General features: G+C 62.1%; 8 protein-coding genes. 7 read left to right on the forward strand and 1 reads right to left on the reverse strand.

The features are described from left to right. Window positions 1-224 precede the first annotated feature (224 nt). Genes recC through recD form a run of 3 tightly spaced genes read left to right on the forward strand, consistent with a single transcriptional unit; the run spans window position 225 to window position 9474 of the window. On the forward strand, window positions 225-3704 hold the full coding sequence (recC, locus tag IFT57_RS24805; protein ID WP_192153007.1) for an exodeoxyribonuclease V subunit gamma: 3480 nt from the start codon (window positions 225-227) through the stop codon (window positions 3702-3704). Beyond that, window positions 3701-7396 carry an exodeoxyribonuclease V subunit beta gene (gene recB, locus IFT57_RS24810; RefSeq protein ID WP_192153008.1) on the forward strand — a complete coding sequence of 1232 codons (3696 nt, stop codon included), beginning with the start codon at window positions 3701-3703 and terminating at the stop codon, window positions 7394-7396. Before recC ends, recB begins: the two co-directional genes overlap by 4 nt. Continuing rightward, window positions 7393-9474: an exodeoxyribonuclease V subunit alpha gene (gene recD, locus IFT57_RS24815; protein WP_192153009.1), complete on the forward strand. Its 2082-nt coding sequence runs from the start codon at window positions 7393-7395 to the stop codon at window positions 9472-9474. The genes recB and recD overlap by 4 nt, the downstream gene beginning before the upstream one ends. A 28-nt stretch (window positions 9475-9502) precedes the next feature. On the opposite strand, the gene IFT57_RS24820 is transcribed toward recD, so the two are convergent. Next, complete coding sequence (locus IFT57_RS24820; protein ID WP_192153010.1) at window positions 9503-10438, reverse strand: LysR family transcriptional regulator; 936 nt, start codon at window positions 10436-10438, stop codon at window positions 9503-9505. A 100-nt stretch (window positions 10439-10538) separates the two neighbouring features. Between IFT57_RS24820 and IFT57_RS24825 the strand changes: the two genes are divergently transcribed. The 4 genes from IFT57_RS24825 (at window position 10539) to IFT57_RS24840 (ending at window position 15122) form a co-directional block, all read left to right on the forward strand. Further along, window positions 10539-12065 carry a CoA-acylating methylmalonate-semialdehyde dehydrogenase gene (locus IFT57_RS24825; RefSeq protein ID WP_122480250.1) on the forward strand — a complete coding sequence of 509 codons (1527 nt, stop codon included), beginning with the start codon at window positions 10539-10541 and terminating at the stop codon, window positions 12063-12065. A gap of 9 nt (window positions 12066-12074) precedes the next feature. Beyond that, on the forward strand, window positions 12075-12965 hold the full coding sequence (mmsB, locus tag IFT57_RS24830) for a 3-hydroxyisobutyrate dehydrogenase (RefSeq protein ID WP_122480249.1): 891 nt from the start codon (window positions 12075-12077) through the stop codon (window positions 12963-12965). 158 nt (window positions 12966-13123) lie between these two features. Further along, complete coding sequence (locus IFT57_RS24835; RefSeq protein WP_192153011.1) at window positions 13124-14338, forward strand: aldose 1-epimerase family protein; 1215 nt, start codon at window positions 13124-13126, stop codon at window positions 14336-14338. A 202-nt stretch (window positions 14339-14540) separates the two neighbouring features. Continuing rightward, complete coding sequence (locus tag IFT57_RS24840) at window positions 14541-15122, forward strand: NAD(P)H-dependent oxidoreductase (RefSeq protein WP_122480247.1); 582 nt, start codon at window positions 14541-14543, stop codon at window positions 15120-15122. The last annotated feature ends 29 nt before the right edge of the window (window positions 15123-15151 follow it).

Here is a 15151-nt window from a genome sequence, read left to right on the forward strand (position 1 = left end):
CCCCATGTGAGAGTAGGTCATCGTCAAGATTGAATTCCGAAACCCCTATCTGCGCCAGCAGGTAGGGGTTTTGTCTTTTTAGCGTTTTTTGTAAGACCCCTCCTACTTATTAGTTCAACACTCAGCTGTCTCTTACAGGTAGGGCAGATCCGGCTGGCTCAACTCGCGAAGCCACATCTGATAAGGTTGAACCTTGATTCACGCTTATCTCAAGGACTTCGCCCATGTCGGCTGTGTCGCCTCTTACCCCCGGTTTCATGGTTGTACACGGCAATCGTCTGGACGAACTGCGCAGTCTTGTCGTCAGCTGGATGCGCCTGTATCCACTGCGTCCGCTGGAAAATGAAATCATCCTGGTGCAGAGCAATGGTATTGCCCAGTGGCTCAAGCTCGCGCTTGCTGCGGACGAAGGCCCGGATGACGAGGGCGGCGTAGGCATTTCCGCAGCGGTAGACGTGCAGTTGCCGGGTAGTTTCATGTGGCAGTTGTATCGGAGCGTACTGGGGCAAGACCAGATCCCTTCTTCCTCGCTGCTCGACAAGGCGCCGCTCACCTGGCGCTTGATGCGCCTTCTGCCGCAACTGATTGACCAGCCACATTTCGAACCCCTGCAGCGCTTCCTGCTCGACGACAACGACCTGCGCAAGCGCTACCAGCTGTCCGAGCGTCTGGCGGACCTGTTCGACCAATACCAGGTCTACCGCGCGGATTGGCTGCAGGACTGGGCGGAGGGCAAGCATCAGCTGCGCAATGGCAGGGGGCTGAGCAAGCCTCTGCCGGTAGGCAACTGCTGGCAGGCGGAACTGTGGCGGGCACTGCTTCAGGATGTCGGCTCCGAAGGCATGGCGCAAAGCCGGGCAGGCGTGCATCAGCGTTTCATGGAGGCGGCAGCGGCGCTGGATCGAGCGCCGTCAGCGCTACCCTCGCGGGTCATCGTGTTCGGTATCTCTTCATTGCCTGCACAAGGCCTGGAAGCCCTGGCGGCGCTGGGTCGATTCAGCCAGGTGTTGTTGTGTGTGCACAACCCCTGTCGGCATCATTGGACGGATATCGTGGCGGACAAGGACCTCCTGCGTCATCAATACAAGCGCCAGGCTCGCAAACAAGGGATGCCAGCGGTGCTGGACGCCGACAGCCTTCATCAGCATGCACATCCATTGCTCGCTGCATGGGGCAAGCAAGGCCGTGACTACATCAACCTGCTCGACAGCTATGACGATCCCGCCAGCTATCAGTCGGCGTTTCAAGAGGGTCGCATCGACCTCTTCAGCGAAAGCGAGCCACAGCATCTGTTAGCTCAGTTGCAAGACGACATTCTGGAGCTGCGCCCTCTGGGTGAAACGCAGTCCACCTGGCCAAGCGTGGACATCAAGACCGACAAGAGCATTCGCTTCCATGTCGCTCATGGTGCACAGCGCGAAGTGGAGATTCTTCACGACCAGTTGTTGGCACGGTTCAGTGCCGATGCGGGACTACGTCCCCGCGACGTGATCGTGATGGTGCCGGATATCGACAGCTATGCGCCGCACATTCGCGCAGTGTTTGGCCAACTGGACCGGGAAGACCGCCGATTCATTCCCTTCACACTGACCGATCAGGGGCAGCGTGGGCGAGATCCACTGCTCATAGCGGTCGAGCATCTGCTCAAGCTGCCGGACAGCCGATTCCCGGTGAGCGAGATTCTCGATCTTCTGGACGTGCCTGCCCTGCGGCGTCGGTTCGCGATACAGGAGCGTGATCTACCGACCTTACGTCGCTGGATCGAAGGCGCGGGCATTCGCTGGGGCCTCCACGCGCCGCACCGCCAGCACCTAGGCTTGCCGATCGAGCTGGAACAGAACACCTGGCGTTTTGGCCTGCGGCGGATGTTGCTTGGCTATGCTGTCGGAACCGGTGTGGGCTGCAGCGATATCGAGCCCTATGACGAGATCGGCGGCTTGGACGCAGCGCTCATTGGCCCGCTGGCAGCGCTGCTGGATGCCCTGGAAGTGGCCTGTCAGCAACTTGATCGCACGGCCAGCCCGGCAGAGTGGGGTGTTCGCCTGCATCAAATGCTGCAGCTGTTCTTCACCGCCGACACCGAGCACGACGAGTACCTGCTCAACCAGCTCGAAGAGCTGCGTGAAGAGTGGCTACAAACCTGCGAGGCCGTAGGGCTGGTCGAAGCGTTGCCGTTGACAGTGGTGCGTGAAGCCTGGCTTGCGGGCCTGGATCAGGGCCGCTTGAGCCAGCGCTTTCTGGCAGGCTCCGTCAACTTCTGCACCTTGATGCCGATGCGTGCAATTCCATTCAAGATCGTGTGCCTGTTGGGCATGAATGACGGCGACTACCCTCGGGCGCAACCGCCGCTCGATTTCGATCTGATGGGCAGCGATTATCGCCCCGGTGACCGTTCGCGGCGCGAGGATGATCGCTATCTGTTGCTGGAAGCGCTGCTCTCGGCCCGCGAACAGCTGTATATCAGTTGGGTAGGACGCAGTATCAGAGACAACAGCGAACGGCCGCCATCGGTACTGGTCGGGCAACTGCGAGATCATTTGGCCAGTGGCTGGAGGCTGTCGGGCGATGAGGCGCTGGACAACTCGGCAAGCGGGGAGAAGCTATTGCATGCGCTCACGCTGGAGCATCCTCTCCAACCTTTCAGCGCCCGGTATTTTCATCAGGGCAACCCAGCTCTTTTCAGCTTTGCAAGGGAGTGGCAGCACTTGCATGCGCAGGTAGCCGCACCCCATGCACAGTCGCCTCTGTCGGCTCATATCCAGGATGAGCCACTGAGTGTGGCTCAGTTGCAGGACTTTTTGCGCAATCCTGTCAGGCATTTCTTCAGCCAACGGCTGAAAGTTTTCTTCGAATCGGCGGAAAAGCCCGTAGCCGACATTGAGCCCTTCGTGCTCGATGCGTTGGAGCGTTACACGCTAAGTGACAGCCTGCTGGCAGCCGGCATGGCCAGTACCGATGAAATCGCCGACTCGCTGGAAAACCACGCGCGCAAGTTGCAGGGCAGCGGGCTGTTGCCCATGGCGGAGTTCGGCACGCGGTTGCGCGAGGAGTTGATCGAACCGCTGCCCGATCTGCTCGAGCGGTACCGTCAGTTGCTCGTCACGTGGCCGTCGCGACTGGACAGCGCCCTGCCGATCACCTTCCAGGCCGAGGGCGTCGTGCTGGAGGGATGGCTGGCGGGTGTCTACCAGCGTGAAGACGGCAACTACCTCAGTGTTTCAACGATTGCCAACGCCATTGGCGGCGTGCGCTCGCGCAAGTGGCATCGGCTGGTACGCCCGTGGGTGCTGCACCTGGCGTCCTGCGCCGTTGGGTTGCCGCTGACCACGGCGGTAGTTGCCAGTGACGATACCCTGCTGCTCGATCCACTGCCCCTGGACCAGGCTCGAAACGCCCTGAGCGATTTGCTGCTGGCCCGGCAGGCAGGAATGACCCGGCCGCTGCCGGTAGCGGTGAAGACGGCCGTGGCCTGGCTTTCGAATACCGATGAGGAGAAGGCTTTGGTGGCAGCACGCAAAGCGTACGAGGGCGATGGCGTGACCAGTAATGGCGAGCGTAGGGAAGCGATGGCACTGATGCGCCAGTTCGCTGATTTCGATGCCTTGATGGATGGGGAAGAATTCGAAGGCTGGGCGCAAGCCTTGTACCAGCCCATGCTGGAGGCGCCCTGGCGCTCGGTTGATGATGGAGAGGCGCGCTCATGACATCGCTCGAACGTCCACTGGCGTTGGCTTTTCCAATGCGTGGCAGCCAACTGATCGAAGCCAGCGCCGGCACCGGCAAGACATTCACCATTTCCGCGCTCTATCTGCGTTTGATACTCGGCCATGGTGGCGATATCAACGGCTTCGGGCGCGAACTGCTGCCCCCGCAGATCCTGGTTGTGACCTTCACCGATGCCGCAACCAAGGAGCTGCGCGAGCGCATTCGGATCCGTTTGGCCGAAGCCGCGCGGTTTTTCCGAAACGAAATAACGGCACCGGATGCACTCGTCGAGCAGTTGCGCGACGAATTAGAGCTGACGCAGTGGCCGGCCTGTGCCAGTCGACTGGATATCGCTGCCCAGTGGATGGATGAGGCCGCTGTTTCCACGATTCACAGTTGGTGCCAGCGCATGCTGCGCGAACACGCGTTCGACAGCGGCAGCCTGTTCACCCAGAGTCTGGAAACCGATCACAGCGAACTGCTGGGCGAGGTCGTGCGTGACTATTGGCGGCGGTTCTATTACCCGATGCATGGTGCTGCGCTGGATTGGGTACGCGCTCATCTTGGCGGGCCTGCGGCATTGCTTGGCCGGGTGCGGGGGTTGTTCGCACATGTGCAGGGAGATGTCTCGGGCGATGAGCCCGGCGAGCTGATCGAACGCTGCCTGGCCGAGCGTGAGCGAGCCTTGGTCGAACTCAAGGAACCTTGGCCGCAGTGGGCCACCCAGTTGCGTGAAATTTGCCTGCAGGCGGTGGCGGCCAAGGCAGTCGATGGCCGCAAGATGCAGGCACGCTACTTCGAACCCTGGTTTGAAAAGATCACTGCCTGGGCTACGGATCCAAACCAACACGACCTGGATATCGGTACCGGTTTTACCCGCTTGACCCCCGATGGCATGGCCGAGGCCTGGAAAGGTGAGGCGCCGGAGCACGCCGGCTTGCGGGCGATGGTCGAGTTGCCTGCGGCACTGGCGGCTCTGCCAACGCCTGAGAGCGCGGTTCTCAAGCATGCAGCGCAGTGGATCGGCGCGCGCTTCGAGGAAGAAAAACGCCGGCGTGCAGAGATGGGCTTCGACGACATGCTGGTGCGTCTGGATCGAGCCCTGCAGGGCGCCGGCGGCGAACAGTTGGCCGAGCTGATTCGTGAACAGTTTCCCGTAGCCCTGATCGATGAGTTTCAGGATACCGATCCGGTTCAGTACCGCATCTTCGAACGTATCTATCACATCGAGAGCAACGACCAGGAAACCGGCCTGTTCCTGATTGGTGACCCCAAGCAGGCGATCTACGCCTTTCGGGGTGCGGATATCCATACCTACCTGCAGGCACGTCGGGCGACCGAGGGCAGGCTGCATACGTTGGGTACCAACTTCCGCTCTACCAAGGCCATGGTCGGGGCCGTCAACCACATGTTCATGCAGGCCGAGCAGCGCGCGCAGGGGCGAGGTGCATTCCTGTTCCGACAAGGGGATGAAAACCCTGTGCCGTTTCTGGATGTGCGGGCGCAAGGGCGCAAGGAGTCGTTGATCGTGGAGGGGCAGGCCGTACCGGCCTTGACGCTCTGGCATCTGCCCAGCGACCAGCCTGTTTCCGGCGTCGCCTACCGCAAGGCGCTGGCCGGCGCCTGTGCGGCGGAAGTCGTGCGCCTGTTGAACGCGGGGCAAGCCGGGCACGCAGGCTTTCAGGTGGAACAGCGCAGGGTCAGCGGTATTCTGCCGGCCGATATCGCCATTCTTGTGCGCGATGGCAAGGAGGCCCAGGCCGTGCGTGCCGAGCTGACCGACCGTGGAGTCCGCAGTGTGTACCTGTCCGACAAGGACTCGGTATTTGCCGCGCAGGAGGCCCACGATTTGCTGGCCTGGCTGAAGGCGTGCGCCGAGCCTGACTCGGAGCGGCAGCTTCGCGCCGCGTTGGCGAGCGTGACGCTGAACCGCTCGTTGCACGAATTGGAGCAGTTGAACCTGAGCGAGCTGGAGTGGGAAGCGCGAGTCATGCAGTTTCGTGGCTATCGACATATCTGGCGCACCCAGGGCGTGCTGCCGATGCTGCGCCGCCTGCTGCACGATTTCGACCTGCCATTGGCGCTGATCGGCCGCGACGATGGCGAGCGTATCCTGACCAACCTGCTGCACCTGTGCGAACTGTTGCAGCAGGCGTCCAGCGAGCTGGACGGCGAGCAGGCGCTGATTCGTCATCTGAGCGAACAGCTGGCGCTGTCCGGCAGTGCGGCGGAGGAGCACATCCTGCGTCTGGAAAGCGACGAGCAGTTGGTCAAGGTGGTGACCATCCACAAGTCCAAGGGGCTCGAGTATGCGTTGGTCTTCCTGCCTTTCATCTGCAGTTGCAAACCGGTCGATGGCAAGCGATTGCCATTGATCTACCACGACGCGAGCCACCGCGCGCAGTTGACGCTGAGCCCTACATCCGAACAGGTGGCGCTGGCGGATGACGAGCGTCTGGCCGAGGATTTGCGCCTGCTCTACGTGGCCTTGACCCGGGCACAGCACGGCTGTTGGCTCGGCATCGCCGACCTCAAGCGTGGCACAACCAAGGAGTCGGTGTTCCATCGCTCGGCCATCGGTTACCTGCTTGGCGGCGGGCAGCCGCTTGCCGACGCAAGCCAGCTTGCGAGTTGGTTGGAGGCGTCGAGTGCGGGGTGCGCAGATATCGTGAGCGTGCCAGTGCCGGAGGCGGACGATACCCGTTATGTACCGATGCGCAGCGACGCCGCGTTGCTCAAGGTGCGCCTGCCAAAGCGCAGTGCGCGGGAGAGCTGGTGGATAGCGTCCTACAGCGCGTTGCGCATCAGCGACACGTTGGGCGCGGATGATGACCAGGCGCCCGACAGCGCTCTCGAGCAGAAACTGATGGACGATGAGCGCCTGGACGCGCAGGTGCCGCGCGAGGTGCCGGCCACCAGTGGTGACATTCACCGTTTTCCCCGTGGCCCCGGGCCGGGTACTTTTCTGCACGGCTTGCTGGAATGGGCAGGGCGCGAAGGCTTCGCCAGCGTTGCCGCGGCCCCGGAACGATTGGCCGACAACGTCGCGCGGCGTTGCAGTCGACGCGGCTGGAGCGGCTGGATCCCCACCCTCGACGACTGGTTGCGGCGCTTCATCGACGAGCCATTGCAGCTTGGGTCCGAACGAGCCCCGGTACGCATGGCCGATCTTGACCAATATCAGATCGAGATGGAGTTCTGGTTCGCCAGCCACAAGGTCGACGTAAGCCGTCTCGATACCCTGGTGCGCCAGTACACGCATCCCGGCGTGCTTCGAATGCCAGCCGAAGGCGCCATGCTCAACGGCATGTTCAAGGGCTTCATCGACTTGTGCTTCGAGCATCAGGGGCAGTATTACGTTGCCGACTACAAATCCAACTGGCTGGGTCCGGATGATGCCGCCTATACCCACGCTGCGATGACCGAATCCATTCTGGCCAACCGCTACGACCTGCAATACGTGCTTTACCTGCTTGCCTTGCACCGCCAATTGAAGGCGCGGCTGCCAGGGTACGACTACGACGAACACGTGGGCGGTGCGGCGTTCGTGTTTCTGCGCGGCCTGGGGGCGCCCAGCCAGGGCGTTTACTTCACACGGCCACCCCGTGAGCTCATCGAGGAACTAGATGCGCTTTTCAAAGGTGGACGCCGTGATGTCCAGGCCGACCTGTTCGAGGAAAGTGCACCATGACCCGCTCGTTTGCCGATCTGCTGCCCACCCCGCTGGATGCACACAGCCTTGCTCAATTGCAGCCCCGCACACATACGGCCGACCTGTTGGCGTTGCTCGAGCGCTGGGTGGAGCGCGGTTGGCTGCGTGCGCTGGACAAAGCCTTCGTAGCGTTTCTTGCCGACCTCGACCCGCAGGGCGACCCTCTGGTACTGCTCGCTGCCGCCCTCGCCAGCCACCAGCTGGGGCATGGGCATGTCTGCCTGGATCTGGCGGCGACGCTGCAGGCACCGGATTTTGCCTTGTCCCTGCCACCCGAAGGCGACTTGCAAGGGGGCGTAGCCCTGCTGCCATCGCAGTTGCTTCAAGGCCTGGGTGCCGAAGCCTGGCTGGCCAGCCTGGCTAAAAGCTCCTTGGTGGGGAGCGCAGATGACCCGACAGGCAGCTCGCCTCTGGTGCTTTCAAGCCAGCGCCTGTACCTGCGTCGTTACTGGGCGTACGAGCGGCGTATCGGTGATGCGCTGCGTCAGCGGCTGGACGCGCGGGAGCCGGTACCGGAGGACCTGGCACAACGTCTGACGCAATTGTTCGGGGCCACCGACGGGGCTCGGATCGACTGGCAGAAACTGGCTTGCGCGCTCGCCGTGCGGGGTGCTTTCAGTATCGTTACGGGCGGCCCGGGAACGGGCAAGACCACCACGGTGGTGCGTCTACTGGCACTCCTGCAAGGACCCGCGGTGGCGCAGGACAAACCGTTGCGTATTCGGCTGGCGGCACCGACCGGCAAGGCGGCGGCGCGGCTGACCGAGTCGATCAGCTTGCAGGTCCAGAGCCTGCAGGTAGACGCCGCAATCAAGGCGCGTATTCCGACCGAGGTGACCACGGTTCATCGCCTGCTGGGTAGCCGTCCGGGCACGCGGCATTTTCGTCATGATGCGGCCAACCCTTTGCCCCTGGACGTACTGGTGGTGGACGAAGCCTCGATGATCGACCTCGAGATGATGGCCAACCTGCTCGATGCGCTGCCGCCCCATGCCCGGCTGGTGCTGCTGGGCGACAAGGACCAGTTGGCCTCGGTCGAGGCAGGTGCGGTGCTGGGCGACCTGTGCAGCCAGGCCGAGGCCGGCTACTACAGCCCGGCGACGCGTGCCTGGCTGGAGCAGGTCAGCGGCGAGGACCTCGCACGCAGCGGGCTGCTCGAAGGCAACGAGCATGACCACGCCCTGGCGCAGCAGGTGGTGATGCTGCGGCACTCGCGCCGATTCGGCGAGGACAGCGGCATTGGCCAACTGGCAGCCAGGGTCAACCTGCAGGACGCCGACGGCGCCCGTGCCTTGCTGCAGGAGGGCCAATATCCCGATGTTCATTGGCTGCCGCTCAAGGGCGAACACGATGTGGCGTTGCTGCGCCTGTTGCTGGACGGGCATGGTCGCAACGCCGACGGACCGCAAGGCTACCGGCGTTACCTGGAGCAGATCGACGCCGCCCGCCCGCCGGCCGACACGCGCCTGGAAGATGAAGCCTGGGCCACCTGGGCCCGTGGGTTGCTGAACGCTTTCGATGAGTTCCAGTTGCTGTGCGCCGTGCGCAAGGGGCCCTGGGGTGTGGAAAGCCTGAACGCCCGCGCGACCCAGGCCCTGACCCAAGCGCACCTCATTGAGGGTGGCCAACCCTGGTATGAGGGCAGGCCTGTATTGATGACACGCAACGACTATGGCCTGGGCTTGATGAACGGCGACATCGGCATTGCCCTGATGCTGCCCGAGGGTGGCGAGCGCGATCGAATGGTGCTGCGCGTGGCCTTTCCCCGCAACGACGGGCAGGGCGGCATCCGCTTTGTGCTGCCAAGTCGCTTGAATGACGTGGAAACGGTCTATGCGATGACGGTGCACAAATCCCAAGGGTCGGAGTTCGCGCACACGGCGCTGATCCTGCCCGACGCCTTGAATCCGGTGTTGACCAAGGAGCTGATCTACACCGGCATCACGCGTGCCAAGCATTGGTTCACCTTGGTCGAGACCCGCAAGGGTGTGTTCGAAGAGGCTGTGCGGCGCCGGGTGAAGAGACTCAGTGGGTTGATGCTTGAATGGAAGTCGTGAGACGTGCGTGACGCGGCTTGCGCCGCTGCTACAGGGGTTGCGTGGTGCGGGACTGGCCCATCAATAGCGCAGCGTTGCGGTCGGTGACGTTGCGGATGTAATCCCACAACAGCGTAATCCGTTTCAGCTTGCGCAGGTCCTCCCTGCAGTACATCCAGAACTGCCGAGTGATATCGACTTCTTCGGGCAGGACTTCCACCAGGCGTTCGTCCTGGGCGGCGAGGAAGCACGGCAGTATGACCAGCCCATGTCCCTGGAGCGCTGCGGTGTACTGGGCAATCACGCTGGTGCTGCGCAGCCCGGCGTTGACGTTGGGCAGCAGTTTGTTCAGGTACAGCAACTCGGAGCTGAAGGCCAGGTCGTCGACGTAGCTGATGAACCGGTGCTCGCTGAGTTGGGCGCTGCTTTCGATGGGAGGATGACGATCCAGATAGGTCCGTGTGGCATACAGCTTGAGCCGATAGTCACAGAGTTTGCAGCAGACATAGGGCCCATGCTCGGGACGCTCCAGGGCGATGACGATATCGGCTTCGCGTTTGGACAGACTGATGAAGTGCGGCAGCGGCAGGATATCGACCGAGATGGCCGGGTAGGTGTCGACGAAATGGCTCAGCTGCGGGGTGATGAAAAAGCTGCCGAAGCCTTCGGTGCAGCCCATGCGGATATGCCCTGACAGCGCCACGCCGGACCCGGAAACCTGCTCGCAGGCCATGTGCAGGGTGCTTTCAATCGACTCGGCCGACGCGAGCAGGCGCTGCCCTTCGGCAGTGAGGACGAAGCCTGTGGTCCGCGACTTCTCGAACAGCAGGGTACCCAAGGCATTTTCCAGCGAGCCGATGCGCCGCGATACGGTGGTGTAGTCCACACCCAGGCGTTTGGCCGCGATACTGGCCTTGCGGGTGCGGGCCACTTCGAGGAAGAACTTGAGATCGTCCCAGTTCAGGCTGCTAAGGTCTTTTTGCATGTTGGACCGGCTTTATTGTGAGTTCTTGTTAGATGTTTGCAGCATCTATACTCCATCGCAGAACCGTCTCGCCACAACAATAAATACGCGGAGGTCATCCATGAACGTGTCCGTTCAACCGAATGCCAGCAAGATCGACGATGTAAAACTGCTGATCGATGGGCAGTGGGTCGCCTCGACCACCCAGGAATGGCGTGACATCGTCAACCCCGCCACCCAGCAAGTGCTGGCGCGGGTGCCCTTCGCCACGACCGACGAGGTCGATGCCGCAGTAGCCGCCGCGCAGCGTGCGTTCAAGACCTGGCGCCTGACGCCACTAGGTGCGCGCATGCGCATCATGCTCAAGCTGCAGGCATTGATCCGGGAACATTCCAAGCGCATTGCGCAGACCTTGAGTGCCGAGCAGGGCAAGACCATTGCCGATGCCGAGGGCGACATCTTCCGCGGCCTGGAAGTGGTCGAGCATGCCTGCTCCATCGGTAGCCTGCAGATGGGCGAGTTCGCCGAGAACGTCGCCGGTGGTGTCGATACCTACACGTTGCGTCAGCCCATCGGTGTGTGCGCGGGAATCACGCCGTTCAACTTCCCGGCGATGATTCCGCTGTGGATGTTCCCCATGGCGATCGTCTGCGGCAACACCTTCGTGCTCAAGCCTTCGGAGCAGGATCCGCTTTCCACGGTCCAGCTGGTGGAGCTGGCATTGGAAGCGGGCGTGCCGCCGGGTGTATTGAACGTGGTGCACGGTGGCAAGGACGTCGTCGATGCACTGTGCACCCATGCCGACATCAAAGCGGTGTCGTTCGTCGGTTCGACCGCTGTCGGCACTCACGTGTATGACCTGGCCGGCCGGCATGGCAAGCGCGTGCAGTCGATGATGGGCGCGAAGAACCACGCCGTGATACTGCCGGACGCCAACCGCGAGCAAACGCTTAACGCACTGGTCGGGGCCGCCTTCGGTGCAGCTGGGCAGCGTTGCATGGCCACCTCGGTCGCCGTGCTTGTAGGCAAGTCGCGCGAGTGGATTCCCGATATGAAGGCGCTGGCACAGAAGCTCAAGGTCAACGCTGGCAATGAACCGGGCACCGACGTCGGCCCGGTGATTTCCCGCCGTGCGCTGGAGCGTGTGACTGCCTTGATCGACAGTGGTGTCGAGGAAGGCGCGACGCTGGAACTCGATGGTCGCGGTGTGCAGGTGCCTGGATACGAGCAGGGCAACTTCGTTGGCCCGACCTTGTTCAGCGGTGTCACCACGGACATGCAGATCTACACCCAGGAGATTTTCGGGCCGGTGCTGATCACTCTGGAGGTGGATACCCTCGATGAAGCCATCGCTTTGGTCAATGCCAACCCGTTCGGCAACGGCGTGGGTTTGTTCACCCAGAGCGGCGCGGCGGCGCGCAAGTTCCAGAGCGAGATCGACGTGGGCCAGGTAGGCATCAACATCCCGATTCCCGTACCGGTGCCGTCGTTCAGCTTCACCGGGTCGCGTGGCTCCAAGCTTGGTGACCTCGGACCCTATGGCAAGCAGGTGGTGCAGTTCTATACGCAGACCAAGACGGTCACAGCGCGCTGGTTCGACGATGACAGCGTAAACGACGGCGTCAACACCACCATCAACTTGAAATAGGGCATTGCCATGAACATTGCTTTCATAGGCCTGGGCAACATGGGCGCGCCCATGGCGCGCAACCTGCTCAAGGCAGGCCACACGCTGCATGTGTTCGATCTGAACCAGGACGTACTGGCCGAATTGGCGCAATTGGGTGGCCACGTCAGCGCCTCGCCCAAGAACGCCGCTGCCCAGGGCGAACTGGTGATCACCATGCTGCCGGCAGCGGCGCACGTGCGCAGCGTCTACCTGGGTGAGGAAGGCGTCCTTGCTGGCATTCGTGCGGGTACGCCAGCAGTGGATTGCAGCACCATCGATCCGCAGACTGCGCGCGATATCGCTGCTGCAGCTTCCAGGCAGGGCGTTGATCTGGCCGATGCGCCTGTGTCGGGCGGCACCGGTGGCGCTCAGGCGGGTACCTTGACCTTCATGGTCGGTGCGTCGGCGCAATTGTTCGGCCAGCTGCAGCCGGTGCTGGCGCAGATGGGCCGCAACATCGTCCATTGTGGCGAGGTCGGCACCGGGCAGATCGCCAAGATCTGCAACAACCTGCTGCTGGGCATCTCCATGGTCGGCGTGTCGGAAGCCATGGCATTGGGCAATGCCTTGGGCATCGACACACAGGTGCTGGCAGGCATCATCAACAGCTCTACCGGGCGTTGCTGGAGTTCGGATACCTACAATCCATGGCCAGGGGTCATTGAAACAGCGCCAGCGGCCCGCGGGTACAGTGGGGGTTTCGGCGCCGAGCTGATGTTGAAGGACCTGGGGCTGGCTACCGAAGCGGCGAAGCAGGCACGCCAGCCGGTGATTCTGGGTGCCGTAGCACAACAGCTGTATCAGGCAATGAGCTTGCGGGGAGAAGGGCAGCTGGATTTTTCTGCGATCGTGAAGGCGTATCAGCGTCCTGCTGAGTAACACGTTCACATAGCAACCGGGGGAGAGTACGCGGTGCAGCGGACGCGGCTTGCGCCGCTGCTACACGCGGATTTCCAAATGGGCGCAAGGGGACTAGACTCGGTTGATAGCTGAATCGATTCACCGCATGATCCATAACTCCAAGAAAGGGCCCCCTCATGAAACTGCTTCCCCTCGCCTGTGCCATCTCCGCATTCACCCTCAGCTCCCACGCTCTGGCCTGGGACTTCGTGTTGCTGGACAGCGACAAGCCTGCGCAGAACCAGCGCATCACCAGCGAACAATTGGGCATCAAGCTCGACAAGCCATTCTCCATCACGATGCGCACGCTGCACGGGGGGCGCCAGGAAGGTGTCAGCCTGATCGACATCGATAACGGCACCATGAAGCTGACGCTGGTGCCTACACGGGGCATGAATGTGCTCTACGCCCAGGTGGGCGACGCGCGGATGGGCTGGGATTCGCCCGTGAAAGAAGTGGTCAATCCGGCCTTCATCGAGCTCAATGGCCGGGGAGGCCTCGGCTGGCTGGAGGGCTTCAACGAACTGGTGACGCGCTGCGGCTACGAATGGGTCGGCCATCCGGGCATGGACAACGGTGAGCTGCTGACCCTGCACGGTCGCGCTGCGAACATCCCGGCCAGCAAGGTCACGGTGCACATCGACGAAGCGCCGCCGTATGCGATTCATGTGCGCGGCGAGCTGCAGGAGCAGGCCTTCAAGAAGGTCGATTTCACCGCGCAGACCGAGCTGGTGACCGAGCCGGGGGCGGCGCGTTTCGTGCTCAACGATACGCTGACCAACAATGGCGACTACCCCAAGGAATACCAGGCGCTGTACCACAGCAATTTCAGCACGCCGTTCCTGGAAGAGGGCGCGCGTTTTGCGGCGGCGGTGAAGCAGGTGTCACCTTTCAACGACAAGGCCAAGGCTGATCTGGGCGATTGGCAGAGCTATCGCGCACCCACCAAGGACTATGACGAGACGGTGTACAACGTGGTGCCCTATGGCGATGCCAAGGGCGACACGTTGACCGTGCTGCACAACAAGGCCGGCAGCCTGGGCGTGGCGGTGGGTTTCAACGTCCAGCAGTTGCCGGTGTTTTCGTTGTGGAAGAACACCGACACGCAAGGCCAGGGCTATGTGACCGGGCTGGAGCCGGGCACCAGCTTTTCCTACAACCGTCGTTACCAGCGGCCTCTGAATCTGGTCCCGACCATCGAGCCCAAACAGCAGAAGCACTTCAGCATTAGCTACAGCCTGCTGGCGGACAAACCGGCCGTGGACAAGGCGCTGAAAACCATCGAGACGATTCAGGGCGAGCGCCAGACCGAAGTGCGGCAGACGCCGCTGGTGGACCTGACCAAGGAGTAGCAACAGCGTTGGCGGCAACCGAACAGCCTTGCTCCGCGACGGTGGGGCCAGGGCGCGTTGCTGCCGACAACTACGCAACAATGGCCATTCATTCGTGACTCTCAAGCAAGAGAGATTTGCGCGCTGCCCGCTTACTCCCCACGGGCAAGGCCTCTAGACTGCTGCCATCGACATTTCTCGCACAGTCAACGAGGCCACATTCATGAAAAAGATTCTCCTGCTCAACGGCGGCAAGCAGTTCGCCCACTCCGACGGTCGCTACAACCAGACCCTGCATGACGCCGCCGTGGCCTACCTGGACCGCGCCGGCTTTGACGTGAAGCAGACCTTCATCGACGGTGGCTACGACATTGCCGAGGAAGTGCAGAAATACCTCTGGGCCGACGTGGTCATCTACCAGATGCCGGGCTGGTGGATGGGGGCGCCGTGGACCGTGAAAAAATACATCGACGAGGTGTTCACCGAAGGCCATGGCAGCTTGTATGCCAATGACGGCCGGACCCGTTCCGATGCGTCGCAGCGATATGGCAGCGGTGGTTTGCTCAAGGGCAAGCAGTACATGATTTCGGCCACCTGGAACGCGCCGCAGCAGGCGTTCGACGATCCGGCCGACTTCTTCGAGGGCAAAGGCGTGGACGCGGTGTATTTTCCGTTCCACAAAGCCAACGAATTTCTCGACATGACCGCTTTGCCCACCTTCCTCAGCGTCGACGTGATGAAGATGCCGAACATCGACAACGATGTCGCACGGTATCAGGCGCACCTGGCCAAGGTGCTGGGCTGACGGCACGCTCGCCAGGGCGGGGATTGGTG

It is taken from the genome of Pseudomonas sp. CFBP 13719 (genome assembly GCF_014842095.1).
Classification (GTDB): Bacteria; Pseudomonadota; Gammaproteobacteria; order Pseudomonadales; family Pseudomonadaceae; genus Aquipseudomonas.